Source organism: Burkholderia paludis (genome assembly GCF_000732615.1).
In the GTDB taxonomy this organism is placed as follows: domain Bacteria; phylum Pseudomonadota; class Gammaproteobacteria; order Burkholderiales; family Burkholderiaceae; genus Burkholderia; species Burkholderia paludis.
On the sequence record NZ_JPGL01000029.1, the window covers coordinates 1 to 22945 of the forward strand.

The 22945-nt window shown below is 69.7% G+C and carries 25 protein-coding genes and 1 pseudogene; 20 read left to right on the top strand and 6 right to left on the bottom strand.

Annotated elements, in window-relative coordinates:
- The 7 genes and pseudogenes from GQ56_RS39400 to GQ56_RS0119170 all read left to right on the top strand — a co-directional run.
- A pseudogene (locus GQ56_RS39400) lies at positions 1–413 on the top strand (hypothetical protein); the annotation flags it as partial.
- A gap of 83 nt (positions 414–496) precedes the next feature.
- Positions 497–805, top strand: a complete 309-nt coding sequence (locus tag GQ56_RS0119145; protein WP_407638594.1) for an EF-hand domain-containing protein — start codon at positions 497–499, stop codon at positions 803–805.
- A gap of 41 nt (positions 806–846) precedes the next feature.
- A complete protein-coding gene (locus GQ56_RS0119150) occupies positions 847–1560 on the top strand; it encodes a response regulator (protein WP_031400150.1) in 714 nt (237 codons plus the stop codon).
- Entirely contained in the window at positions 1560–2906 is a 1347-nt protein-coding gene (locus GQ56_RS0119155) for an ATP-binding protein (protein ID WP_031400151.1), read from the top strand. The genes GQ56_RS0119150 and GQ56_RS0119155 overlap by 1 nt, the downstream gene beginning before the upstream one ends.
- Positions 2907–3135: 229 nt before the next feature.
- Entirely contained in the window at positions 3136–3903 is a 768-nt protein-coding gene (locus GQ56_RS0119160) for a DUF4410 domain-containing protein (protein WP_031400152.1), read from the top strand.
- A 266-nt stretch (positions 3904–4169) separates the two neighbouring features.
- Positions 4170–4862 carry a dihydrodipicolinate reductase gene (locus GQ56_RS0119165; RefSeq protein ID WP_031400153.1) on the top strand — a complete coding sequence of 231 codons (693 nt, stop codon included), beginning with the start codon at positions 4170–4172 and terminating at the stop codon, positions 4860–4862.
- 77 nt (positions 4863–4939) lie between these two features.
- Positions 4940–5422 (top strand): cupin domain-containing protein, encoded by a 483-nt coding sequence (locus tag GQ56_RS0119170; RefSeq protein WP_031400154.1) that lies wholly within the window; start codon positions 4940–4942, stop codon positions 5420–5422.
- A 269-nt stretch (positions 5423–5691) separates the two neighbouring features.
- Here the strand turns inward: GQ56_RS0119170 and GQ56_RS0119175 are convergent, their stop codons facing one another.
- Together GQ56_RS0119175 and GQ56_RS0119180 are read right to left on the bottom strand one after the other, a co-directional pair.
- A complete protein-coding gene (locus GQ56_RS0119175) occupies positions 5692–6498 on the bottom strand; it encodes an SDR family oxidoreductase (protein ID WP_031400155.1) in 807 nt (268 codons plus the stop codon).
- Positions 6495–7328 (bottom strand): molybdenum cofactor biosynthesis F family protein, encoded by an 834-nt coding sequence (locus GQ56_RS0119180; protein WP_031400156.1) that lies wholly within the window; start codon positions 7326–7328, stop codon positions 6495–6497. Before GQ56_RS0119180 ends, GQ56_RS0119175 begins: the two co-directional genes overlap by 4 nt.
- 170 nt (positions 7329–7498) lie before the next feature.
- Between GQ56_RS0119180 and GQ56_RS0119185 the strand changes: the two genes are divergently transcribed.
- The 3 genes from GQ56_RS0119185 to GQ56_RS0119200 all read left to right on the top strand — a co-directional run bounded on the left by GQ56_RS0119185 (position 7499) and on the right by GQ56_RS0119200 (position 10198).
- Positions 7499–8293: an AraC family transcriptional regulator gene (locus GQ56_RS0119185; protein ID WP_031400157.1), complete on the top strand. Its 795-nt coding sequence runs from the start codon at positions 7499–7501 to the stop codon at positions 8291–8293.
- 190 nt (positions 8294–8483) lie between these two features.
- Positions 8484–9434 carry a DMT family transporter gene (locus GQ56_RS0119195; RefSeq protein ID WP_031400159.1) on the top strand — a complete coding sequence of 317 codons (951 nt, stop codon included), beginning with the start codon at positions 8484–8486 and terminating at the stop codon, positions 9432–9434.
- 191 nt (positions 9435–9625) lie between these two features.
- Positions 9626–10198, top strand: coding sequence for a hypothetical protein (locus GQ56_RS0119200; RefSeq protein ID WP_031400160.1), 573 nt, complete (start codon positions 9626–9628; stop codon positions 10196–10198).
- Between the two features lie 85 nt (positions 10199–10283).
- Here the strand turns inward: GQ56_RS0119200 and GQ56_RS0119205 are convergent, their stop codons facing one another.
- Positions 10284–10418 carry an entericidin A/B family lipoprotein gene (locus GQ56_RS0119205; protein WP_009688930.1) on the bottom strand — a complete coding sequence of 45 codons (135 nt, stop codon included), beginning with the start codon at positions 10416–10418 and terminating at the stop codon, positions 10284–10286.
- Positions 10419–10650: 232 nt separating this feature from the next.
- Between GQ56_RS0119205 and GQ56_RS0119210 the strand changes: the two genes are divergently transcribed.
- On the top strand, positions 10651–11946 hold the full coding sequence (locus GQ56_RS0119210) for an aspartate carbamoyltransferase (RefSeq protein ID WP_031400161.1): 1296 nt from the start codon (positions 10651–10653) through the stop codon (positions 11944–11946).
- A gap of 211 nt (positions 11947–12157) precedes the next feature.
- On the opposite strand, the gene GQ56_RS44405 is transcribed toward GQ56_RS0119210, so the two are convergent.
- The gene (locus GQ56_RS44405) at positions 12158–12499 is read right to left on the bottom strand and encodes a hypothetical protein (protein WP_235212713.1); all 342 of its coding nucleotides are present in this window, start codon (positions 12497–12499) and stop codon (positions 12158–12160) included.
- Positions 12500–12861: 362 nt separating this feature from the next.
- On the opposite strand from GQ56_RS44405, the gene GQ56_RS0119220 reads away from it, so the two are divergent.
- From GQ56_RS0119220 to GQ56_RS45895, 8 genes are all read left to right on the top strand, one after another.
- Positions 12862–15102 carry a TonB-dependent receptor gene (locus GQ56_RS0119220; RefSeq protein WP_031400163.1) on the top strand — a complete coding sequence of 747 codons (2241 nt, stop codon included), beginning with the start codon at positions 12862–12864 and terminating at the stop codon, positions 15100–15102.
- A 3-nt stretch (positions 15103–15105) separates the two neighbouring features.
- On the top strand, positions 15106–15861 hold the full coding sequence (locus GQ56_RS0119225; protein WP_031400164.1) for a tetratricopeptide repeat protein: 756 nt from the start codon (positions 15106–15108) through the stop codon (positions 15859–15861).
- Positions 15858–16541 (top strand): Fe2+-dependent dioxygenase, encoded by a 684-nt coding sequence (locus tag GQ56_RS0119230; protein ID WP_031400165.1) that lies wholly within the window; start codon positions 15858–15860, stop codon positions 16539–16541. Before GQ56_RS0119225 ends, GQ56_RS0119230 begins: the two co-directional genes overlap by 4 nt.
- 106 nt (positions 16542–16647) lie before the next feature.
- On the top strand, positions 16648–16887 hold the full coding sequence (locus GQ56_RS0119235) for a type II toxin-antitoxin system Phd/YefM family antitoxin (protein WP_010089452.1): 240 nt from the start codon (positions 16648–16650) through the stop codon (positions 16885–16887).
- Positions 16884–17279: a type II toxin-antitoxin system VapC family toxin gene (locus GQ56_RS0119240; protein ID WP_031400166.1), complete on the top strand. Its 396-nt coding sequence runs from the start codon at positions 16884–16886 to the stop codon at positions 17277–17279. The genes GQ56_RS0119235 and GQ56_RS0119240 overlap by 4 nt, the downstream gene beginning before the upstream one ends.
- A gap of 187 nt (positions 17280–17466) precedes the next feature.
- Positions 17467–18105 carry a M15 family metallopeptidase gene (locus GQ56_RS0119245; protein WP_052007272.1) on the top strand — a complete coding sequence of 213 codons (639 nt, stop codon included), beginning with the start codon at positions 17467–17469 and terminating at the stop codon, positions 18103–18105.
- A gap of 102 nt (positions 18106–18207) precedes the next feature.
- Positions 18208–18792, top strand: coding sequence for a nucleotidyltransferase family protein (locus GQ56_RS0119250; RefSeq protein WP_031400168.1), 585 nt, complete (start codon positions 18208–18210; stop codon positions 18790–18792).
- Positions 18793–18828: 36 nt separating this feature from the next.
- Positions 18829–19128: a hypothetical protein gene (locus GQ56_RS45895; RefSeq protein WP_152601786.1), complete on the top strand. Its 300-nt coding sequence runs from the start codon at positions 18829–18831 to the stop codon at positions 19126–19128.
- A gap of 104 nt (positions 19129–19232) precedes the next feature.
- Here the strand turns inward: GQ56_RS45895 and panE are convergent, their stop codons facing one another.
- Positions 19233–20180, bottom strand: coding sequence for a 2-dehydropantoate 2-reductase (gene panE, locus GQ56_RS0119260; protein WP_031400169.1), 948 nt, complete (start codon positions 20178–20180; stop codon positions 19233–19235).
- Positions 20181–20429: 249 nt separating this feature from the next.
- Between panE and GQ56_RS0119265 the strand changes: the two genes are divergently transcribed.
- Positions 20430–21983 carry a methyl-accepting chemotaxis protein gene (locus GQ56_RS0119265; protein ID WP_031400170.1) on the top strand — a complete coding sequence of 518 codons (1554 nt, stop codon included), beginning with the start codon at positions 20430–20432 and terminating at the stop codon, positions 21981–21983.
- Between the two features lie 25 nt (positions 21984–22008).
- Here GQ56_RS0119265 and GQ56_RS0119270 read toward each other — a convergent pair whose 3' ends face one another.
- Positions 22009–22686: a response regulator transcription factor gene (locus tag GQ56_RS0119270; RefSeq protein ID WP_031400171.1), complete on the bottom strand. Its 678-nt coding sequence runs from the start codon at positions 22684–22686 to the stop codon at positions 22009–22011.
- Between the last annotated feature and the right edge of the window lie 259 nt (positions 22687–22945).

Below are 22945 nucleotides of genomic sequence, written 5' to 3' on the forward strand. Positions count from 1 at the left end.
TGGGGGGGCGGGGGGCCCGGTCCGGGCCCCCCCCCCCCCCCCCCCCCCCCCCGCGGCCCCCCGTGGTTGAAACGCCCCCGCCGCCCCCCGCCGCGGTCGTGGTCGCGGCGCCGCCGCCTGCCCCGGCCGCCATCGTGGTCGCCCCCCCGCCGCCCACGCCGCCCGCCGTCGTGGTCACGCCGCCGCCGAAGGTCGTGCATGTCGCGCCGCCGAAGACGGTCGTGGTCGCGCCCGCGCCGCGTGTCGTCTACGTCGCACCGCCGCCGCCGAAAGTGCTGTACCTCGCCCCGCCGCTGCCGCGCGCCGTGTACGTCGCCCCGCGCGCCGTGTATGTCGCCCACCCGCCGCGCGCCGTCGTCTGGGTGCCCGGCCACTGGGCCGGCCGCGTCTGGGTGCCCGCGCACTGGGCGTGACCCGCGCTTCCCCGTTTCACGTTCCATCCGTTTCATCAACCACCCGGCCGGCGCAGACCGTCGGCCACGCAAGGAGAAACCCCATGAAGTCCATCAAGAAGATGATTGCCGCCGTCGTTTTGTGTATCGTCTCAGCAGCAGCGTCGGCCCAGCAGGTGCCGCCGGGCGCGGCGGCGAGCGGCGGCGCACGCGCCGAACATGCGCTGATGCAGTTGCAGGCCCGCTTCGCCAACGCGAACACGACGCACGACGGCAGGCTCACCCGCGAGCAGGCCGCCGCCGGCATGCCGATGGTGGCGCAGCATTTCGACGAGATCGACACGCAGCGCAACGGCTACGTCACGCTCGCGCAGATCGCCGGTTTCATGCGCCAGCGCATGGCGGCCCGTTGAACCCGGACGCAGGTCCGGCCGCGCACGCACGGGAGACCGCGATGGAACAGTCCTGCAGGATCGTCGTGCTCGACGACGAAGCCGAGCTGCGCAACATGCTGCAACGCTTCCTGACCGGCCACGGCTTCCAGGTCCGCGCGGTCGCCGACGGCAAGCGCCTCGACCGCCTGCTGCAGCGCGAACCGTACGACCTGCTGGTGCTCGACCTGATGATGGAGCCCGAGGACGGCCTCAGCGTGTGCCGGCGCCTGCGCGCCGAAGGCCAGACGCTGCCGATCCTGATGCTCACCGCGAAAGGCGACGCGGCGGACAAGGTCGTCGGCCTCGAGACGGGCGCCGACGACTACCTCGCGAAGCCGTTCCTCCCCGACGAACTCGTGGCCCGCGTCCGCGCGCTGCTGCGGCGGCAGAAGATGGCCGCCGGCGAGCCGACGGTCACGTCGCAGCGGCTGCGCTTCGGCGCGTTCACGTTCGACGTCGGCCTGCAGACGCTGATGCGCGACGGCACGCCCGTCGAGATTCATTCGGCGCAGATGCTGCTATTGCACGCGCTCGGCTCGTCGCCGAACCGCGCGGTCAGCCGCGAGAACCTGCTCGCCCGCGCGCGCGGCCGCGACCATGCCGCGCTCGACCGCAGCGTCGACGTGCAGATCCTGCGGCTGCGCCAGATCGTCGAGGACGATCCCGGCAAGCCGCGCTTCATCAAGACGGTCTGGGGCATCGGCTACATGCTGGTGGCCGGCATCGAGCCATGATGCGCATCCCGCTGCCGCGCTCGCTGCTCGCGCGCAACATCGCGCTGCTGGTGGCGCTCGTCGCGCTGTCGCTCGCCTGCTCGCTCTTCGTGCTGCTGCACTACGTGCAGCGCCCGCGCATCGAGCGGGCCTCGATCATCTTTTCCGACTACGTGCAATTGCTCGACCGCACGCTTGCCGGCATGCCGCCCGACGAAAGTCGCGCGGCGGTCGCGCAGTTCGGCGGCCAGGCGGCGGCGCCGTCCGTCGCACCGCCGTCCGCACCGAGCCTGCCGGCCTTCTTCCGCACCTGGCAGCGCGACGTGTTCATGCAGGCGCTCGAACGCCACCTGCCGCCCGACCTCCCGGCGCGCTGGCAGTCGGGCGACGACGAACGCCTGTGGATCCGCCTGCATGCGGCCGGCTCGCCGGTCTGGGTGCCGCTGCCGATGGCCGCCGACGCGCAGGCGAGCGGCATCACGACGGCCCTCGTGCTGTCGGCCGCGCTCGCGCTGCTCGCGGCGCTGACCGGCTACCTGATCCAGCTCCACCTGAACCGGCCGCTCGACGCGCTGGCACGCGCGGCGCAGCGCGTCAGCGCGGGCGAGCGCCCGCCGCCGCTGCCCACCGACGGCCCGACCGAAATCGCCGACGTGAGCCGCGCGTTCAACCGGATGGCCGACGCGCTGCAACAGGCGGAAGCGACCCGCTCGCTGATGCTGGCCGGCGTGTCGCACGACATCCGCACGCCGCTCACCAAGCTGCGCCTCGCGATCGCCATGGCGCTGCCGCGCGGCACGCACGACACGCTCACCGCATCGGCCGAACACTACCTCGACCAGATCGATACGATCCTGCAGCAATTCATGGACTATGCGGGCAGCGGCGAGCGCGAAACGCCGCAAACCGGCGACCTGAATACGCTGATCGGCCAGCTCGTCGCGGATTTCGCGGGGCTCGGCCACGACTTCGAATTCGACGAGGGCGACGTACCCGCGTTCGCGTTCCGCCCGGTCAGCCTGATGCGGCTGCTGATGAACCTGATGCAGAACGCGGTCGTCTATGGGCGAACGGGCCTCGGCGTGCGCACCTGGACCGAGCACGGCATCGCGTATGCGGCGGTCGGCGATCGGGGCAGCGGCATCGGCGCGGCCGAACTCGAACGGCTCAAGGCGCCGTTCAGCCGGGGCGCGAACGCGCGGGGGCACGCCGGCGGCACCGGCCTCGGTCTCGCGATCGTCGAGCGGATCGCCCGCCTGCACGGCGGTTCGCTGACGTTCCACGACCGCGACGGCGGCGGGCTGGAAGCCGTCGTCGCGCTGCCGCTCGATGCGGCCGCGGCGGCCCGCGCGTCGCGGCCGGCGTAACGGCGCACACCGGCACACATCGGCACACACCGGCACACATCGGCGCGTGACATGCGCCGACATAACTCTTGCGTGGCGCGCCGCGCCCGACCTCCGCATACTTGCGCCTGCGTGTTGCGCAACGGCATGAAACCGCTTCCCCGCCAGCGATCACGCCCCGCTTCCGATCGTTCGCGTTCCTGAATGCCGCGACAGTATCGGCAACTTCATCCAGGTACCCGAGATCGACATGTTCACTTCCCTTCACACCCTTGCTGTCCACGCCAAACGTCTGACCAGCGCCGCGCTGATCGCCGGCGCGCTCGCTCTGACCGGCTGCGCGTCGACCGCGACCACGGCCCCCTCCGCCGCGCCGGCGGCCCGCACGCAACCGCCGGTTCGGGCGGACGTCGTCTATGTGTCCCCGTTCGACGTGGACGCGACCGATGTCAAGGTCGACGGCGGCATGATCAACAAGCTTGCGACCCTCGCAAGCGGCTCGTCCGCCGACGCGCAGCGCCAGCAGAGCGCACTGAAGACCCGCGAGCAACTTGCCGATGCGCTCGTGCGCGAACTCCGGTCGCAAGGCATTCCCGCGCTGCGCGGCCCGGCACCCGACGGCCGCGACGCGCTGGTGATCGAGGGCCGGTTCGAAACGATCGACGCCGGCAACCGCCGCCGCCGCATCCTGATCGGGCTCGGCGCGGGCAAGAGCGAAGTGGGCGCGTCGGTTACCGTGCTGTTCCGGCCGGCCCAAGGGGCGCCGCAGGCGCTCGGCACGTTCGCCGTCAGCGCGGACAGCGGCCACCTGCCCGGCATGGTGGAAACCGCCGGCGTCGGCGCGGTGGCCGGCCGCCTCGCGACGTCCGCGGCGGTCGGCGCCGGCCTGCACGGCGCATCGGAAGCGAAGCGCGATTCGGTGGCGTCGGTGACGGACCGCCTCGCGCGCTCGATCGCGAAGCAGCTCGCCGCGCAGAACACGGCGAACGCGTGGCTGCCGACGGTGTCGGCGAGCTGACGCGACGCGACTGACGCGACTGACGCGACTGACGCGACTGACGCGACTGACTCGATCGACGCAGCCGGCGCTATCGACGCGACGGACGCGATCGACTCCGCCGGCGCGGCCCGCTACACGCGCCAGCGGCCGGCCGGGCATAATGCGCGAGACCGGTCCGGCGCACGGTGCGCCGCGGCCGCGCCGGGCCGCCCGGCAGTTGCGCGTCGCGCAACGTCAGCCCGGGCCTCCCCGCCCCGAATCCCGAACCTCAACCCGTCAATTCCATGCAAGTACTCGTCGTAGGAACCGGCAAGCTGGCGCGCGAACTGCTCGACGCGCACCGGCTCGATCCGGCAACGTGCCGCGTGATGCCGTGGTCGGACAGCACGCAACACGATGCGCAATCCGGCGACGCCCGATCGATCGTCGTGCATGCCGGCTCCGGCCGCGAACTCCCCGCCGCGATCGCGTTCTGCGAGGCCAGCGCGTCGCCGCTCGTCGAGCTGTCGACCGGTTCCGACCTCGAAGCCGGATCGTACGATTTCCCGGTGGTGCTCTGTCCGAACACGAACATCCTGATGCTCAAGTTCATGAGCATGCTGGAAACGAGCGGCCACCTGTTTCGCGACTGCGAGATCAGCCTGACGGAATCGCATCAGGCCGGCAAGACATCCGTCCCCGGCACGGCCGTCGACATCGGCCGGTCGCTCGGCATACGGCCGGACGCCATCCGCTCCGTGCGCGACCCGGGCGTGCAGCGCAGCGAATTCGCCGTCGCCGACGCCCAGCTCGGCCGCCACGCGATTCACCGGATCCGTATCGACGACGGCGCCTGCAGCCTGCAGTTCGAATCGCGCGTGGTCGGTGCGACGCCCTACGCGGACGGCGTGTCGCGCATCGTCGACGCCGTCCGCCGGCACGAACTCGAGCACCGCCGCTATTCGGTCGTCGAGTTCATCCGGAACGGCTGGCTGTAGCCGCGGCGATACCGGTCACGACCGGCGCCGGCCCCGAACCGCCACGCTCGACATCCCCCCAAACAGGAGCGCAACCGATGACCCGCCCCGACTTCATCAGGCACTGGACCGAACTCGAAGAGCCGGAAGCGCATTGCTATCGCGGCGACACCGAGCCCATGGCGCTGGACGCGCCGCTTTCCGCCGCGCTCGGCATCACGCGCATCGGCATTCATCACGTGCGGCTGCTTCCGGGCCGGCGCACGTCCTATCCGCATGCGGAAAGCACCGAGCAGGAGTTTGTGTACGTGCTGGAAGGCAAGCCCGACGTGTGGATCGACGGCGTGCTGCACCCGGTTGCCGAAGGGGAATCGGTCGCGTTTCCGGCCGGCACCGGCATCTGTCACACCTTCATCAACAACACGCAGGACGAAGTCAGGCTGATGGTGATCGGCGAACGCCCGCGCGACGACAACCGCATTCGCTACCCGCTCAACGAGGCGTACGAGCTCACCCGCGCGGACCGCTGGGTGGACTGGCCCGACCGGCCGCTCGGGGATCACGACGGCATGCCGGACTGACGCGTACGCGAGTGCCCATCGTCGGCGGGCCCTCCGGATCGAACCGGTGTGCCAATGGCCGGCATTCTTGGGAGGCCGGCGTGCGAACGCCGCGTCCGCTGAAGCGGCGGACGGCAAACGGCCACGGGCCAACCGATGCCGGCCGTTGTCTTCGTACGCAGCGCGCCCGGCGACGCCGTGCAGGCGGCGTCGAGCAACGCGCGGCACACGGCGGGCCGGTTCCGTGCATGCGCGCTGCCGTCCTGCTGCGCGCCGGCCACCGTGTTCATCTACGCACCCAGTACCACCCCGCTCTCCGGCAACGTCGCGCCGCCATCGACGACGATCGTCTGACCCGTGATGTAGGCGGCATCGGCCGACGCGAGGAACAGCATCGCGTTCGCGATGTCCTCCGGCTCGCCCATCCGCGCGAGCGGAATGTCGCGGGCGATCTGCGCCGCGACCGACGCGTCGCCGAGATTGCCGGCCGCCGGCGTGCGGATCATCCCCGGCTCGACGCCGTTGACGGTCACGTTGCGGCGCGCGAGCTCCAGCGCCGCCGCGCGAATGAAGCCGTTCACGCCGGCCTTCGACGCCGCGTAATGCGCGAGCCCCGGATAGGCGACACGCGGCCCCGTCACCGACGACGTGACGAGCAGCCGCCCGGCCCCCGCACGCTCGAAAGCCGGCAATGCGGCCTGCGCGAGCCAGAACAGCGCCGACAGGTTGACCGACAGCGTCCGCTCGAGCGTCGGCGCGTCGATCTGCGCAAACGGCGTGAGCGGGAAATACGCGGCATTGTGGACGACGACATCGAGCCGGCCGCCGTCGCGCTCGACCGCCTCGACCAGCGCGGCCAGCTCGTCGCGACTGGCGGCATCCACCCGGTACGCGCGCGCCTCGCCGCCCGCGCTGACGAGCGCATCGGCCTGCGCGGCGGCGGCCTCGCCGTTCAGGTCGGCAAGCGCGACGCACGCGTCGGACTCCGCGAAACGGCGCGCGATCGCCGCGCCGATTCCCTGTGCGGCCCCCGTGACGAGCACGACGCGCCCGGTGAAATCCGCGCGCAGCCGGCCGCTGCCGAGCACGGTGTTCATTGCTGCGCCTCGCCGCCGAGCGGGTGCACGGTCTGGTTCAGTACCTGAGCGTGGGCGCCGATCGGGAAGTTCGACAGCGTGCCGAAATCGCCGCCCTGATAGCCGAAGATCTTGCCGTCGGTCTTGCGCTGTGCGAGGTCGATCAGCACGACCCCGAGCGTCGGCACGACTTTTTCACGCCACACGAACAGATACAGCTCCTCTGCAATCCTGAAGTAATGGCAGCGGTCGACGTCGGCCAGCCCGCCTTCGACGCCTTGCAGGCACTGCCACGCGTAGAAATTCTCGTTCAGGTAGATGTGTTCGTAACACTCGGTCGGGCTGTAGCGGTACATCGTGCGTTTGCCGATCAGCTCGCGCGTCGGCGCGTGCAGCGGCCCCGGCCCCCCGTGGCCGCCGAGCGTGCCGTGCCGGAACGCCGCGTCGACGGCCGTCAGCGGCAGCCCGCGCGCGACGCGCGTGAACGCGTCGATGCGCGTGTCGGCTTCGGTCGGCAGCGTGCCGACGACCGACGTCCAGGTGCCTTGATCGAGGTCGATCACGAGGCTGACCGACGTGGCACGGGCCGCCGTGTCGATGTAGTCGACGAAGTACAGCCCGTCGCGCAGCCGCGTCACGCGGCACGGCTCGCGGCCGCCCGCGTCGCTCGCCGCATCGCGCCACTGCAGCGCGCCCGGCCCGAACGTATAGACGCGCCACGCGCCCGATGCGTCGTCGAGCGCCAGCGTGCGCCCGGCGAGCGCGTCGACGGACGTGAGGATGTTCGCTTCCGGCGCGAAGCCGTCCGCGAGCGCACCCACCTGAATGAATACCGGATCCTGTCGTTCCACCTGCCGTCTCCCGCGCAGCTTCAGGCCCGACGGGCCGTGTACGCTGCTCATGTGCACATGGTGCGGGCTGCGCGCGCCGCGCGGTATCGGCCAAAAGGATGAAGGGCGTGCGCCGCCGGAACGCGCTACAGTGCACGTCATCCGCGCCGCGCCCGGCGCGAGGAGCGCACATGCATCGTGTCACCCACTACCGACGGACCGGCGAAGGCGTCGAGGCGATCAGCCTCGAATCCGACCGCGCGTTTCCGCGCCACGCGCATGACGAATTCGGGGTCGGCGTGATCGTCAGCGGCGCGCACCGGTCCTGGAGTGGCCGCGGCCGGGTCGACGCGCTGGCCGGCGACGCAATCATGGTCAACCCCGGCGAGATGCACGACGGCTCGCCGATCGAGGCCGGCACGGGCCGGCGCTGGCGGATGCTGTATCTCGCGCCCGCGCTGGTCGCGGGCGTCGCGGCGGAGGAAGGCCTCGGCGGCGTCGAGCTTGCCCATCCGGCGGTGCGCGACGCGCGGCTCGCGGCCGCCGTCGGCCGGCTGCATGCGCGGATCGTCGCCGGGGAGGCCCTGCCGCTCGCCCGCGACGAGGCGCTCGTGATGCTCGTCGCCGCGCTGCTCGCCCGACACGCGAACCGCGCGCCGCCGCCGGCGGGCGTCGCCCCGGCGATCCGCGTCGCGCGCGAGCGGCTCGACGCGGCGCCGGCCGCCCCCGTTTCGCTCGCCGAGCTGGCCGGCCTGAGCGGCGTGAGCCGCTTCCAGCTGCTGCGCGGATTTGCGCGCGAACTCGGCATCACGCCACACGCGTACCTGATCCAGTCGCGCACACGGCTGGCGCGCGCGCTGCTCGCAGGCGGCCTGCCGATCGCCGATGCCGCGGCCGAAGCCGGCTTTGCCGACCAGAGCCACCTGACGCGCGCATTCGCGCGCCAGTTCGGGATCACGCCGGGGCGGTTCATGCAGGCCGTTTGACGCGGCCGCCGCTTCGCGCGATTCCGGCGGGCGTCCAGCTTTCCCGCGCGGCCGGGATCTCGGCGGCAGCGGCGGCCGCCGATACCCGCGGCGCCGGCATGCCGCCCCTCGCGCATCCTGTCGCGCTCGCCCGCGCGCGCTGCAATTTCGTTCAAGACGCGCGCCGCCGCCGTACGCGACGATGCGGCGCATGAAGACACGACTGATCGGCTATCTCTATCTCGCCGCCGCGATGGCGGGCGTCGGCAGCACCGTGATCGCGAGCCGTCTCGCGGCCGGCGGCCTGCCGCCGTTCACGGCCACGGCGCTGCGTTTCCTGATCGCGACACCGCTGCTGTTCGCGCTGATGCGGATGCAGCGCATGCGCTGGCCGCGCCTGTCCGGACGCGACGCGGCGCTGCTCGTCGTCCAGGCGGCGGCAGGCGGCGTCGGCTATACGGTGCTGCTGATCAGCGGCACGAAGCTGTCGTCGCCGCTCGACGCGGGCGTGATGCTCGGCACGCTGCCCGCGATGTCGACGCTGATCGCGGCCGTCGTGCTGCGCGAACGGCAGACGCCGCGCGACTGGGCAGCCGCCGCGCTCGCCACGGCCGGCGTACTGTTCGTCACGTTCGCGCCCGGCCAGGCGATGCCGTCGCTCCGGACGCTTGCCGGGGACGCGCTGGTGCTGGCCGCCGTCGCGTGCGAAGCCGTCTTCATCCTGCTCAACCGGCGGCTGGCCGCGCCGTTGCCGCCGCTTGCGCTGTCCACCGCGATGTCGGGCCTCGGCTTCGTGCTCGCCATCGTGCCGGCCGCGCTCGAATGGCGTGCGGTGGCAGCCGGCTGGACCGTCGGCGCCGTGTCGGCGATCGTCTACTACGCGCTGGTGCCGACCGTGCTCGGCTACCTGTGCTGGTATGCGGGATCGGCGCGCACGAGCGGCACCGAGGCCGCGCTGTTCACGGCCGTCGCGCCGGTGTCGGCCGTCCTGTTCGCCGTCGCGCTGTTCGGTGAAACGCTCAACGGCACGCGGGTCGCCGGCATCGCGCTCGTCGTCGCGGGCATGCTGGTCGGCGCGACGCGGCGGCGCGGGCCGCCCGCCCCGGCACACGACGCGCGGCCGCTACCGCCGGCCCGCCCGGCGCCGACCGTTACCGACTGACCCGCGCCCGTCGCGCCATCGCTGCCACGACGGCCGTGGCGTCCCGCCGCGAGGCCCGTCGATCCCGCGGCCGCGCCGGCCATTGTAGGAATGTGTCCGCGCGCCGCAAAACCGTTGCACGCCACCCGGCGAGATGCAATATTCGCGTGACCGGGACCTTCGACGCCCATCGGACGACCATACGCCACGCAATGAACAGGAAAGAAGCCAGAACGAGAATCGCGGTGCTGATGTCGGCGGGAACGAGGAAGGCCGACGTGCTGGCCGACCTGTCCGGGCAGGGGCTCAAGGAGCGTGTGCTCGCCGGCCTGATTGCGTCGCGCCCCGATCCCGAACGCTGCCGCAAGAACAAGGTGCACGTCCGGATCCTGGTCGCGATCGGCATCGTCCAGCTCGCGAACAGCCTGATGCTCGCGTACGACTATGCGACGGCCGCCGACGGCATCGGCGTATCCGGCGCGCTCGGCGCCGGCCTCGCCGTGCTGTTGCTCACGCTGACCGTGATGCTGTCGCTGCTGTTCATCTGGGGCTTCGCGACCCATCGCGTCGGCGCCTATCACGCGTTCATCCTGCTGGCGCTGCTGCAACTGCCGAGGACCGTCGCCGCGCTCGGACGCGATCCGTCGAGCGCGCTGCCGAGCCTCGTCGTCACGGTCCTGCTGGTGGGCTATGTCTGGTTCGTGCGCAACCGGATGTTTCCCGACTACGGCTGGTTCACGCCGCGCAAGGTGGCGGGCCGCTACGCATTCGTGGAACACGCGTAGCGCCGCCGGCCGACAAAAAAAGACGCCGGGCCGCCCCGCGATCGCGGGACGGCCCGGCGTCTTTCGCATTCCGGAACCGGTAGGCTTACTTGGCCTTTTCAGCCGTATCGCTGATCGCCTGACCACCCTTCGAAATGTCCTGCCCCATGCCGGCGACCGTATTGCAACCGGCGAGTGCGGCGGTCACCACCAGCAGCATTGCAGCAATCGTACGCGTCATTCTCACTCTCCTTCGAATCGACAAGCCCGACGGGCGAAGCGTTTGCGGCGTGGCGCCCGTGCGATGCAGGGCACGGGGCCTGACCTGATTATACGGAGACGAACGCCGCGCGCCAGTACGCAGCCGCCGAGTGTCAGCGACACCGCATGGCGCGCTCGCGCAGATTTTCCTTGACTTCAGTGCGGCACGAACTAATATACGCATCGCGTATATTTTCTGTCAGGAGCCGCCAATGACCGTTCCCCAGCAAGCCTTCCTGCGCGACGCCATGCGCCGCCTCAACATGACCCGCGAAGCGTTCGCCAATCGCATCGGCGTCAGCCGCCGAGCACTGGATACGTGGCTGCTGCCCGACGATTCGCAGGAATCGCGCGGGATGCCCGAGATCGTCGAGCGCTTCGTATCGGAAATCGTCGAGCGCTCGGAACCGGATGGCGGTATCTATACGCAAAGCGTAGACAATCAGGGGCTCGCGAAGCAGTTCCTGTTCGAAGGGAAGCCGCAACTGCTGTCGGTCGACCAGTTCTCGCGGGAATCGGTCGAGGCGCTGTTCCGCGTGGCCGACGTAATGCAGCCGATCGCGCGGCGCCACAAGATTTCGCGCGTGCTGGAGGGCGCGGTGCTCGGCAACCTGTTCTTCGAGGCCAGCACGCGCACCCGCGTGTCGTTCGGCGCGGCCTTCTGCCGGCTCGGCGGCTCGGTGTGCGACACGACGGGCTTCACGTTCTCGTCGATGGCCAAGGGGGAATCGATCTACGACACGAGCCGCGTGATGGCCGGCTACGTCGACGCGCTCGTGATCCGCCACCCGGAGAAAGGCTCGGTGGCCGAGTTCGCGCGCGCGACCAACCTGCCCGTGATCAACGGCGGCGACGGCCCCGGCGAGCACCCGAGCCAGGCGCTCCTCGATCTCTATACGATCCAGCGCGAGTTCTCGCGGCTCGGCAAGATCGTCGACGGCGCGCACATCGCGCTGGTCGGCGATCTCAAGTACGGCCGCACCGTGCACTCGCTCGTCAAGCTGCTCGCGCTGTACCGCGGGCTCAAGTTCACGCTCGTGTCGCCGCCGACACTCGAAATGCCGGCCTACATCGTCGACCAGATCGCGACGAACGGCCACGTGGTCGAACAGACGACCGACCTCGCGGCCGGGCTGCGCGGCGCGGACGTCGTCTACGCGACGCGGATCCAGAAGGAGCGCTTCACCGACGAATCGTTCGAAGGCTACACGCCGGATTTCCAGATCAACCAGGCGCTGGTCGACTCGGTCTGCAAGCCCGACACGCTGATCATGCACCCGCTGCCGCGCGACAGCCGCCCCGGCGCGAACGACCTGTCGGTCGACCTGAACCGCGACCCGCGCCTCGCGATCTTCCGGCAGACCGACAACGGCATCCCGGTGCGCATGGCGATCTTCGCGGTGCTGCTCGGCGTCGAGAACCTCGTCCAGCATTCGATGCGCGACGCGACGTGGCGCCCGCCGGCGTACCTCGGGCCGGAGGATGCGGTGTTTCACGGCGTCGATTGAGCCGCATCGAATCGCCCGCGCCCGCCCGCCATCGTGTCGGCCCGGGCGGGCGAACCTGCCCGACACGAAACACACGCAACGCGCCGCCTTGCACGGCGCGTTTTTCAATTTCAGCGTGACCGACGCGCGTCGCAACCGGGCGCCATCGCGGCCACGGATCGGGCGCGTGACGCCCCCTCGCATCGAATCGCGCGCCGTCGTTCGGCGGCGCTCAGGCCGTTCGCGTCGGCCGCGCCGACGATAAGACCGTCGAAGCCCGCGGCTTGGACCCGCGCACGAAAGCGCGGATACGCATTTCCCGCAGCGCCGTCGACGGCATCCGCCATCGAATCGGCTGCACCGCACGACACGCCGCTCGACACCCCGCCGCAGCCGCTCTCGCCGACATCCGCCAGGCGATACCGCCACGCCCGATCATGTTTCCGCGGAACCGGTCGTGGACAGAAACAATGTTTGACGTTTCGACGTTCGACGCACCGGGCCACTCGATCACGGCCGCCCTCGGCTCGCGCCGCAGCGGTTCGGCAATGACGTTCGTGTCGGCACGGGTCATTCGAAGTGCGTCGAATCGGCGGGCATCCTGTCGCGCCGGACGTCGAAATCGACGTCTCCGGCCTCTCGCCCGGCCTCCGCCGAGGGTTCCCGGCCAAAGCCAACCGACCGGCAGGATAGCCCGCCCGAACACGTCACGCTCGCCGGCCGGAAATGCGCGTCGCCTCCGGCCATTTAGCTCCCCCTTCCGCCCCGCCCACCACCTTCGTCGACAATTTCCTTACAAATATAAACAAGAACGCTTCTCATTTAACTTGAAATTACATAGAATGCCGCCTGAAAACAAATCGTAATAATTCCCGGCGCCGTGCACATTTCGGCAACACACCGCCCCGGGGCCACACCACGAGGTTGAAGCACAACATGAAGTCCCGTTCCGACGAGCTGAAGCTCGGCAAACTCACCACCCTGTGCAGCGTGCTCGCCGCGAGCCCCGCGTTCGCCGACGGCGCGCCGCCTCCGGCACCGGCCGGCACCGAAGGCCATCTCGCGCCGATCGAGGTCCAGGGCAAGGGCGAGCACAGCTACAAGGCCGACTTTTCCGCTTCCGCGAAATTCACGGCGCCGCTCGTCGACACCCCGAAATCCGTCACCGTGATCCCGCAGGAACTGATCCGGAACAGCGGCGCGTCGACGCTGACCGAGGCGCTGCGCACCGTGCCCGGCATCACGTTCGGCGCCGGCGAAGGCGGCAACCCGCTCGGCGATCGCCCGTTCATCCGCGGCTACGACACGCAGGGCAGCATGTTCATCGACGGCATGCGCGACACGGGCGCCACGACGCGCGAAATCTTCAACACCGAGCGCGTCGAGATCACCAAGGGCTCCGACGGCGCGTTCGGCGGCCGCGGCGGCGCCGGCGGCAGCATCAACCTGATCACGAAGGCGCCGCACCTCGGCACCACGGCCGCCGCGAGCGCGGGCCTCGGCACCGACCGCTATCGCCGCTTCACGGCCGACGGCAACTGGCAGTTCGCCGAACACGCCGCGTTCCGCCTGAACCTGATGAGCCACAACAACGACGTGGCCGGCCGCGATGCGGTCAACAACGAGCGCTGGGGCGTCGCGCCGTCGATCGCGTTCGGCCTCGGCACGCCGACGCGCGTGACCGCGAGCTACTACCACCTGTCGACGGACGACCTGCCTGACGGCGGCATTCCGTACCTTTACGGCTTCAATCTCCCGAAGGGCGTCGCCACCGACGGCCCGGCGCCCGTCGACCGTCACAACTTCTACGGCCTGATCGACCGCGACTTCCGCAAGACGACGTCGGACATCAGCACACTCCGGATCGAGCACGACATCACGCCGTCGCTGACGGTCCGCAACACCACGCGCTACACGGAATCCACCCAGGACTACATCTGGACGCAGCCCGACGACAGCCAGGGCAACGTGGTCAACGGCAAGGTCTGGCGGCGCGCGAACACCCGCAACAGCGCGATCAACAGCATCGCGAACCAGACCGAGCTGTTCGGCGAATTCCGCACCGGCCCGCTCAAGCACAATTTCACGACCGGCATCGAGCTGTCGCGCGAATGGGGCAAACGCGACACGTACAACGTCGCCGCGGGCAACGGCAAGATCTGCCAGAACGGTATCGGCGCGGCGTCGGGCTACAACTGCACGAGCCTGTGGTCGCCGAACCCCAGCGACCCGTGGGCCGGCTCGGTCAAGCGCAACAACGATTACTCGCATGCCCGCACCGTGACGAAGTCGATCTACGGCTTCGACACGATCGAGCTCACGCCGCGCTGGCAGGTCAACGGCGGCGTACGCGTCGACGACTACTCGACCCGCTTCACCGACACCCGGGCCAACGGCGGCAAGACCACCACGCGCGACGACACGCTCGTGAACTGGCAGGCCGGCCTCGTGTTCAAGCCCGCGCAGAACGGCAGCATCTACGCGTCGTACGCGACGTCGTCGACGCCGGCCGGCATGCTGCTCGGCGAAGGCAGCGAAACGCAATCGCTCACGCCGGGCCGCGGCGGCGTCGGCTCGAACGCCGATCAGTTGTCGCCCGAGAAAAACCGCAGCATCGAGGTCGGCACGAAGTGGAACGTGTTGAACGACAAGCTGTCGCTCACCGCCGCGCTGTTCCAGATCGACACGACGAACGCGCGCGTGACCCTGCCGAACAACCAGTACGCGATGGTCGGCAACAAGCGCGTGCAGGGTCTCGAGCTCGGCGTCGCGGGCCAGCTCACGAAGCAGTGGCAAGTGTTCGGCGGCTACACGTACATGAAGAGCGAACTGCGCGACAACGGCAAGGACGTCGCGAACAACGGCAAGCAGTTCCCGAACACGCCGAAGCACAGCTTCACGATGTGGTCGAACTACGACGTGACGCCGAAGTTCACCGTCGGCGGCGGCGCGTTCTACATGTCGCAGGTGTTCGGCGACACCGCGAACCAGCACGCGGTGCCGTCCTACTGGCGCTTCGATGCAATGGCGCAGTACCGGATCAACAAGAAGCTCGACCTGCAGCTGAACGTGAACAACCTGTTCAACCGCACCTACTTCGACCAGGCGTATCCGGCGCACTACGCGTCGATCGCACCGGGCCGCTCGGCGTTCGTCACGCTGAACGCGCGCTACTGATCGATGGAGGCCGTGTCGCTGAAGGCGCTCGCGCAGGTATCGCCGCGCGAATTCGCCGACATCCTGGCCGGGCCGCCCGAGCGCGCCGCCGCGTGGGTCGCGGCGGCCGCCGACAACGGCATCGTCGAGGCGCAGGCCGTCTACGGGCAGTACCTGCTCGACGGCCGCGGCGTCGCGCGCGATCCGGCCGCCGCGTTCAACTGGTTCCGGCACGCGGCGCGGGCCGGCCACCCGATGGCGATGAACATGCTCGGCCGCTGCTACGAGTTCGGCTGGGGCACGGCCGCGTGCGCGCCGGTCGCCGTGTACTGGTACCGGCTCGCCGCGCAGGCCGGGCTCGACTGGGGCATGTACAACTATGCGACGGCGCTCGCGCTCGGCAACGGCGTCGCCGAGAACCGCCCGGACGCGCTCGACTGGTTCCGCCGCGCGGCCGCGCTCGGCCATGCGAAATCGATCAACCTGATCGGCGGCTTCTACGAGGACGGCTGGGTCGTGGCGGTCGACCGCGACGCCGCGTACGACCACTATCGCCGCGCGGCCGTTGCCGGCGACTTCCGCGGCCAGTTCAACCTGGCGCGGCTGCTCGCCGAGCGCGGCCGCATCGACGAAGCACTGGCCTGGCTCGCACGCGTGCCGGCCACCGCAACCCCCGCGTTCGTCGCGAAGATGCACGCGTATCTCGCGTCGTCGCCGATCGACGCATTGCGTGCGGCGGCGCTGCAACTGCAGCCGCACGGCATGGAATCCGCATCATGATGCTTCATATCCCGGGCGTACTGACGAAAGCGCAGGTCGCGCAATGCCGCGAACGACTCGATGCGGCCGCATGGGTCGACGGCAATGCGACGTCCGGCGCGCAGTCGGCGCTCGCGAAACGCAACCGGCAATTGCCGGAAGGCTCGCCCGTCGCGCGCGCGGTCGGCGACGCGATCCAGGACGCGCTCGCGCGCCATCCGCTGTTCTTCTCGGCGGCGCTGCCGCTCAAGGTGTTTCCGCCGCTGTTCAACCGCTACGAAGGCGGCGAGACGTTCGGCACGCACGTCGACAACGCGATCCGGCTGCTGCGCGGCACGGATTTCCGCGTGCGCAGCGATCTGTCGGCAACGCTGTTTCTCGAGGAACCCGATGCGTACGACGGCGGCGAACTGTGTGTCGAGGATACGTACGGCATGCATCGCGCGAAGCTGCCGGCGGGCGACCTCGTGCTCTATCCGGCGTCGAGCCTGCATCACGTGACGCCCGTCACGCGCGGCGAACGCGTCGCGTCGTTCTTCTGGATCCAGAGCATGGTGCGCGACGATGCCGACCGCACGCTGCTGTTTCAGCTCGATACGCAGATTCAGCAGCTTTCCGCCGAGAAAGGCGCGAAGGACCCGATGGTCATTGCGCTGACGGGGATTTATCACAACCTGTTGAGGAAGTGGGCGGACGCGTAGCGCATCGCGGCCACACTGACCGCGCAGTCACCCATCCCTCCCGACGCTTGCACCACGTCGGAATCCGTGCCTAAAATGACCATCGTCAAATGACCATGCTCATATCATGATGCCGCACGCTCCCGTCTCGAAATCCGAATTCAAGGCTCGCGCACTCGAATACTTCCGGCTCGTCGAGGCGTCGGGCGAAAGCCTCATCGTCACCGATCACGGCAAGCCGACGCTCGAAATCCGCCCCTATCGCGCCCGCGAAGCTCAGCCGTTGGACATATTGCGCGGCTCGGTCATGCGCTACGACAATCCTCTCGATCCGATTGCGGAAGATGACTGGGAGGCGTCGCGGTGATCGTGCTGGATACGCATGCATTGGTGTGGTGGGTGGCGGGCGACCCTTCGCTCAGCAAGAAGGCGCGAAGCGCGATCGAGCGCGCGCGGAGCGAAGGCGCACTGGCCGCGTCCGCGATCTCCGCGTGGGAAATCGCGATGCTGGTGCGGCACGAGCGCCTCGCCCTGACGATGGATGTCGACGCATGGCTCGCCACCGTCGCACGAATCGACGGCATGCGCTTCGTGCCCGTCGACGCCGACATCGCCACGCAGTCCACCGCACTGCCCGGCACGTTCCACAAGGATCCGGCCGACCGCATGATCGTCGCCACCGCGCGGCGGCTGGGTGCGCCGCTCGTCACGCGAGACGAGAAAATCCGCGCATACGCGCACGTCAAGACGCTCTGGTAAGCGCCGCCGCTCCGGCCGCCACGCGTCCTCCGCCGCACCGTGGCACAGTGGCGATTCGTCTGACCAAACGACCACGGCCACCCCGCCTCGCGGCAGCATCGGCACGTGGCCCGTCACCGCCGTCTTGCCACGCGTCCCCGTCATCGTGATACCGCTCTCCGATCCAGCCGTCCGGTCAATCGCCGTGATGGAGTCGCATGAAGGGTTCGTCGATCTCGCCGCATTCGACGAACGCATCGCCGTGGACCTCACGCCCGATGCCGCCGCAAACGCGAGCCCGCATTTCCGGAAGGTGCGGCGCGGCGTCGCCGAACGGCTGGTCGCCGCCGCGCACACGCTGCCCTCGGGCCTGCGCCTGTACGTCAAGGAAGGCTATCGCCCGCCCGCGCTTCAGCGCCAATACTTCACCGGCCATCTCGCGCATTTGCGCGCGACGCTGCACCCGCTGCCGTCCGACGATACGCTGTACGAACTGGCGAGCCACTATGTCGCGCCGCCCGACGTCGCGGGCCACCCGACCGGCGCGGCCGTCGACCTGACGTTGATGTCGGCCGACGGCGCCGAACTCGACATGGGCTGCGTGCTCGACGCCACCGATCGGGAATCGTCCGGCGCGTGCTACACGCACAACGCATTCATCAGCCGGAAGGCCGCGCGCCATCGTCACATGCTGATCGCCGCGCTGACGGGCGCCGGTTTCACGAATTACCCGTCGGAATGGTGGCACTGGTCGTTCGGCGACCGATATTGGGCCGTCATTCAGAATGAATCGCACGCAATTTACGGCGCGGTGGAAGAAAGCATGCTCGACGAAGGTGCGCGATAGGCGCAACGCCGGCCCGACAGGCGCGCATCGGTATCATCCGCACTTGCCGATCCCCGCTCGCTCTCGCACAATTCCGGCAATCGCCTCACTCCCCCCGCGCCGATGTCCTACGCATCACTCACCACCGGCGTCCTGCTCGCCGGCGGCCTTGGCCAACGTTTCGACCCGAGCGGCGTGCACAGCAAGCTGCTCGCGTTGCTTCCCGACGGCACCCCGGTTGCGGTCGCGGCCGCCCGCCATCTCGCGGCCGCCACGGCCAACGTGATCGCCGTCGTGCGTCCCGGCGCCGAGAAACTCGCGATGCTGCTGAACGACGCCGGCTGTCACGTGGTCTATGCGCCCGACGCCCTGCGCGGCATGGGCGCGAGTCTCGCGGCCGGCGTGCGCGCGACACCCGAAGCAAACGGCTGGCTCGTCGCACTCGGCGATATGCCGTGGATCGCGGCCTCCACCTATGAAGCCGTCACACGCGCGCTCGACGACGCCGACGCGTCGATCATCGCGCCAGCCCATCGCGGCGTGCGCGGCCATCCGGTCGGCTTCGCCGCGCACCACTTCGACGCGCTCGCCGCCCTCGACGGCGACACGGGCGCCCGTGCGCTGTTCGCCGGCGCACCGGTCAGGCTGCTCGACGTGGACGATCCCGGCATCCTGCGCGACATCGATACGCCGGCGGATTTGCGCTGACCGCATGCGCGCCGGGTCGGGCCGGCGTCGTATCGCATGCCGCGGCTCCTGGCCCGCATCAATCCGCGAATTTCACCGACGATCGGCGCCCAACACGAGAATCCGGCTGCAAACGCATGCCCGATTGCCTATAACGGAGACGAGGCGCGCCTGCCGCGCCGCCGCCGTCATGCAATCCGCGAGCGCCCCATGACCGATCACACGCCCTCGACGCCCGAGCCACCGGCCGACCCGAACCGCGATCCGGAAAACGATCCGCTATCGCCGCCGTCGCCGGGCCATCATCACGACAACCCGCAGCAGCCCGACGGGCCGCCGAGCAAGGACCCGGTCTAGCGGTACGCTCACCCGGTTCCGCTACCCTTCGCGCGCTTCGGCCGCCAACGGCACCGGCGCGCTCCCGGGCGCCACGCACGCCGCCCGGGCGGCCGCACCGGCGCTCAAGCGGCCGCGTGCTCGCGCGCCGTACGCGCTTCGTACGCCTTCAGGTGGTTGTACGCAATCCGCAGCAGCGACAGCGCATCGGCCGCCTGCGGATCGCGGCGCGCGAGCAGGTCGCCGATCACGTGATCGGCTTCGACGCGCGCATGGTTCTCGACGTCGCGCAGCATCGATGCGGTCAGCGGCGACGGCGTCAGCACCATCCGCTGCATCCGCTCGATCGCCGTCGGGTCGGGCCGGTGGCCGTTGTGTTCGGCAATCGCGCTGCATTCGCCGAGCATCGTTTCGAGCAGGCGGCGGCCGTCCGGCGCGGCGAGGATGTCGCCGACCGAGCCGCGGAACAGCGACGTGCTCGCGGCGAGCGTCGCGAGGAACACCCACTTCTCCCACATCCGCGCGGCGATGTCGTCGCTGAGCGTCGTGTCGAAGCCCGCGCCGCCAAGCGTCTCGGCCACCGCGCGCACGCGCGGCGACTCGCCGCCCGCAAGCTCGCCGAACGACACGCCGTGCGTGTCGTTCAGGTGCACGATGCGCTGCTCGCGATCGAGCGTGGCCGCGATCACGCACAGCCCGCCCAGCACCTGCGTGGCGCCGAACCGCTCGCGCAGCACGTCGAGATGGCGCATCCCGTTGAGCATCGGCAGGATCAGCGTCTGCGGCCCGACGAACGGCGCGAACGACGCAATCGCGTCGTCGAGGCTGTACGCCTTGCAGCTCAGCAGCACGAGGTCGAACGGCGCCACCCCGGCGCCCGCATCGCCGGCGCGCACCGTCTGCACGTTCGCGAGCGTCAGGTCGCCGTGCGGGCTGCGGATCAGCAGCCCGTCGCGCGCCAGCGCGGCCGCGCGGCCGTCTCGCACCAGAAACGTCACGTCGCGCCCCGCCGCGGCCAGCCGGCCGCCGAAGTACCCGCCAACCGCACCGGCCCCTACCACCAGAATCCGCATCGCTGCCTCCTTTCGGTTTCATTCGGCGGCGCGCCGCCGCCCACGGCATCCGGCGCGCGCACATTCGACGCGACAGTATAGCGACCCTTTTTATGCATATGCATAGATACCCGCGTCGGCGTCGAAGGCATTGCGAGGGACCGGTTCCTAGGGATAACCCGCCTACGGCGGGATAACTTTCGCGCCGTCAAGACACTTATCCCGTCACGCCGCCCCGGCGAGCATCCCTCGACTGACCGACCACACACCATGCGCAACCTTTCCCTGAATCAGAAACTCGCCTCGATGATCGTCATCCTGTGGCTCGGCCTGCTCGTGATCGCCGGGCTCGGCGCATGGCAAACCCGCACCTCGATGATCTCGGACCGCCGCGACCAGCTCGCATCGCTGGTCGCGCAGGCCGCAAGCGTGACCGACCACTACTACAAGCTGTCGCAGCAGAACGCGCTGCCGGAGGCCGATGCGAAGCAGAAGGCGCTCGAGGCGATCGCCGCGATGCGCCACGGCGCCGACGGCTACATCTCCATCAACGATTCGAAGCCCGTGATCGTGATGCATCCGATCAAGAGCGAACTCAACGGCAAGGACGTGTCGAATTTCACCGATCCGAACGGCAAGCACCTGTTCGTCGAGATCGTGAAGGCCGGCAACGAGCAAGGCGGCAAGGGTTTCGTCGAGTATCTGTGGCCGAAGCCGGGCGCCGACAAGCCGCAGGAGAAAACCAGCGCCGTGCAGCGCTTCGCGCCGTGGGACTGGTACATCGTGACGGGCATGTACATGGACGACGTGCACTCGGCGGTGCTCGCGAGCGTCGGCCGCTGGCTCGCGATGACGACCGTGCTCGGCGGGATCGCGACCGCCGTGATGGTGCTGGTGCTGAAAAGCGTGCGCGCGAACCTCGGCGGCGAGCTCGAGACCGCGCTCGACGCCGCGCAGCGCATCGCGCAGGGCGACCTGACCGCGCGCATGACCGTGAAGCACGACGATCACGGCAGCCTGCTGCATGCGCTGCACACGATGCAGGGCGGGCTGATCGACATGGTGTCGCGGGTGCGGACGGGCACCGAGAACATCAACGTCGGCGCGAGCGAGATCGCGTCCGGCAACACGGACCTGTCGCAGCGCACCGAGCAACAGGCGGCCGCGCTCGTGCAGACCGCATCGAGCATGGACCAGATGACGGCGAACGTGAAGCAGAACGCGGACAGCGCGGCGCAGGCCGCCTCGCTCGCCGACCAGGCCGCCCAGGTCGCGACGCGCGGCAGCGCGGTGGTCGACGACGTCGTGCGCACGATGCACGAAATCACCGACCGCTCGCACAAGATCGGCGACATCATCGGCGTGATCGACGGGATCGCGTTCCAGACCAACATCCTCGCGCTGAACGCCGCCGTCGAGGCGGCGCGCGCGGGCGAACAGGGCCGCGGCTTCGCGGTGGTCGCGGCCGAGGTCCGCTCGCTCGCGCAGCGCTCGGCGACGGCCGCGAAGGAGATCAAGTCGCTGATCGAATCGTCGAACGAAACGGTCGGACACGGCGCGACGCTCGTCACGCGCGCGGGCGAGACGATGGCCGAGATCGTGCAGTCGGTGCGGCGCGTGAACGAGATCCTCGACGAGATCAGCCATGCGTCGCGCGAGCAAAGCGCGGGAATCGAGCAGGTCAATCGCGCGGTGGGCGAGATGGACCAGGTCACGCAGCAGAACGCGGCGCTCGTCGAAGAGGCCGCGGCCGCCGCGCATTCGCTGCGCGATCAGGCCGAAGCGCTGCGCGACGCGGTCACGCGGTTCGCGCTGCCGGCCTGACCGCACCCGCGCGGCGCGCGCGGACTCACACCGCCGCGCCGGACGACGGCGCGGCCGCCCCGCCCCCCAGCCCCAGCCCGGCCGCCCGCTGGATCAGCTCGACGTCGTTGTTCGCGCCGAGCTTCTTCATCGCGCTGATCTTCTGCGCGCTGACCGTCTGCTTGCCCTTGCTCAGGCGCTGCGCGATCGTCTTGATCGGCACGCCCGACAGATACAGGCGAATCACCTCGATCTCGCGCGCCGACAGCTTGACCGGCGCCTCGCGGCGCTCGTCGAATGCATCGACCGTGCGCCTCACGCGCGGCGACAGGTAGCGCCCGCCGCTGTAGCTCGCGTGGATGGCCGTGACGATATGGCCGACTTCGTCGAACTTGCTGACCACGTTCACGCCGCCGAGCGCGAGGATCGACCGGAAGATCAGCGGATTCTCGTTCGCGACCAGCGCGACGATCCCGACTTCCGGACGTGTGCGCCGCAGCCAGTCGAGCAGCGCGAGGCCGTCCATGTGCCCCTCGCCGGGGATCGCGTAGTCGATCAGCACGACATCGCAATCGACGCCGCCGAACGTCGCGACGAGTTCGGCCGTGGTGCGGTAGACCGCGACGAGCTCGATCGCGCAGGTGCCGCCCGCGACCTGCTCGATGCCGGCCAGCGTCAGCGGCCAGTCGTACGCGAAGACGATGCGAACATTGAATTTCCTCATGCGCAGTTCCAGGTGGTTCACCGGCCGCGCGACGCGGAGCGCGCGCGGCCGGCTTGGCGTTGAAAGGACGTTCGGGATATTTTTAGCCCGAAGGTCGATTCTAGGAAGCCACGCGCACGCGGGATATCGGACGGCATCTGGATCGGGCGTCGGGGACGTAATACGAGTTTGATATTTGCGCCGGTTCACGCGGTGGGCGGCCGGCGTCGGCCGCCATCGGCCGAATGGCCGGCGTTGCGCGCGGCACGGGCCACGCGGC

Coding starts and splice junctions, on each gene's coding strand:
- GQ56_RS0119225 (WP_031400164.1), top strand. CDS start 15,106: ATGGAGGCCGTGTCGCTGAAGGCGCTCGCGCAGGTATCGCCGCGCGAA.
- GQ56_RS0119220 (WP_031400163.1), top strand. CDS start 12,862: ATGAAGTCCCGTTCCGACGAGCTGAAGCTCGGCAAACTCACCACCCTG.
- GQ56_RS0119205 (WP_009688930.1), bottom strand. CDS start 10,418: ATGACGCGTACGATTGCTGCAATGCTGCTGGTGGTGACCGCCGCACTC.
- GQ56_RS0119145 (WP_407638594.1), top strand. CDS start 497: ATGAAGTCCATCAAGAAGATGATTGCCGCCGTCGTTTTGTGTATCGTC.
- GQ56_RS0119170 (WP_031400154.1), top strand. CDS start 4,940: ATGACCCGCCCCGACTTCATCAGGCACTGGACCGAACTCGAAGAGCCG.
- GQ56_RS0119175 (WP_031400155.1), bottom strand. CDS start 6,498: ATGAACACCGTGCTCGGCAGCGGCCGGCTGCGCGCGGATTTCACCGGG.
- GQ56_RS0119150 (WP_031400150.1), top strand. CDS start 847: ATGGAACAGTCCTGCAGGATCGTCGTGCTCGACGACGAAGCCGAGCTG.
- GQ56_RS0119230 (WP_031400165.1), top strand. CDS start 15,858: ATGATGCTTCATATCCCGGGCGTACTGACGAAAGCGCAGGTCGCGCAA.
- GQ56_RS0119210 (WP_031400161.1), top strand. CDS start 10,651: ATGACCGTTCCCCAGCAAGCCTTCCTGCGCGACGCCATGCGCCGCCTC.
- GQ56_RS0119200 (WP_031400160.1), top strand. CDS start 9,626: ATGAACAGGAAAGAAGCCAGAACGAGAATCGCGGTGCTGATGTCGGCG.
- GQ56_RS0119165 (WP_031400153.1), top strand. CDS start 4,170: ATGCAAGTACTCGTCGTAGGAACCGGCAAGCTGGCGCGCGAACTGCTC.
- GQ56_RS0119155 (WP_031400151.1), top strand. CDS start 1,560: ATGCGCATCCCGCTGCCGCGCTCGCTGCTCGCGCGCAACATCGCGCTG.
- GQ56_RS44405 (WP_235212713.1), bottom strand. CDS start 12,499: ATGACCCGTGCCGACACGAACGTCATTGCCGAACCGCTGCGGCGCGAG.
- GQ56_RS0119265 (WP_031400170.1), top strand. CDS start 20,430: ATGCGCAACCTTTCCCTGAATCAGAAACTCGCCTCGATGATCGTCATC.
- GQ56_RS0119245 (WP_052007272.1), top strand. CDS start 17,467: ATGGAGTCGCATGAAGGGTTCGTCGATCTCGCCGCATTCGACGAACGC.
- panE (WP_031400169.1), bottom strand. CDS start 20,180: ATGCGGATTCTGGTGGTAGGGGCCGGTGCGGTTGGCGGGTACTTCGGC.
- GQ56_RS0119185 (WP_031400157.1), top strand. CDS start 7,499: ATGCATCGTGTCACCCACTACCGACGGACCGGCGAAGGCGTCGAGGCG.
- GQ56_RS0119160 (WP_031400152.1), top strand. CDS start 3,136: ATGTTCACTTCCCTTCACACCCTTGCTGTCCACGCCAAACGTCTGACC.
- GQ56_RS0119195 (WP_031400159.1), top strand. CDS start 8,484: ATGAAGACACGACTGATCGGCTATCTCTATCTCGCCGCCGCGATGGCG.
- GQ56_RS0119250 (WP_031400168.1), top strand. CDS start 18,208: ATGTCCTACGCATCACTCACCACCGGCGTCCTGCTCGCCGGCGGCCTT.
- GQ56_RS0119270 (WP_031400171.1), bottom strand. CDS start 22,686: ATGAGGAAATTCAATGTTCGCATCGTCTTCGCGTACGACTGGCCGCTG.
- GQ56_RS0119235 (WP_010089452.1), top strand. CDS start 16,648: ATGATGCCGCACGCTCCCGTCTCGAAATCCGAATTCAAGGCTCGCGCA.
- GQ56_RS45895 (WP_152601786.1), top strand. CDS start 18,829: ATGCCGCGGCTCCTGGCCCGCATCAATCCGCGAATTTCACCGACGATC.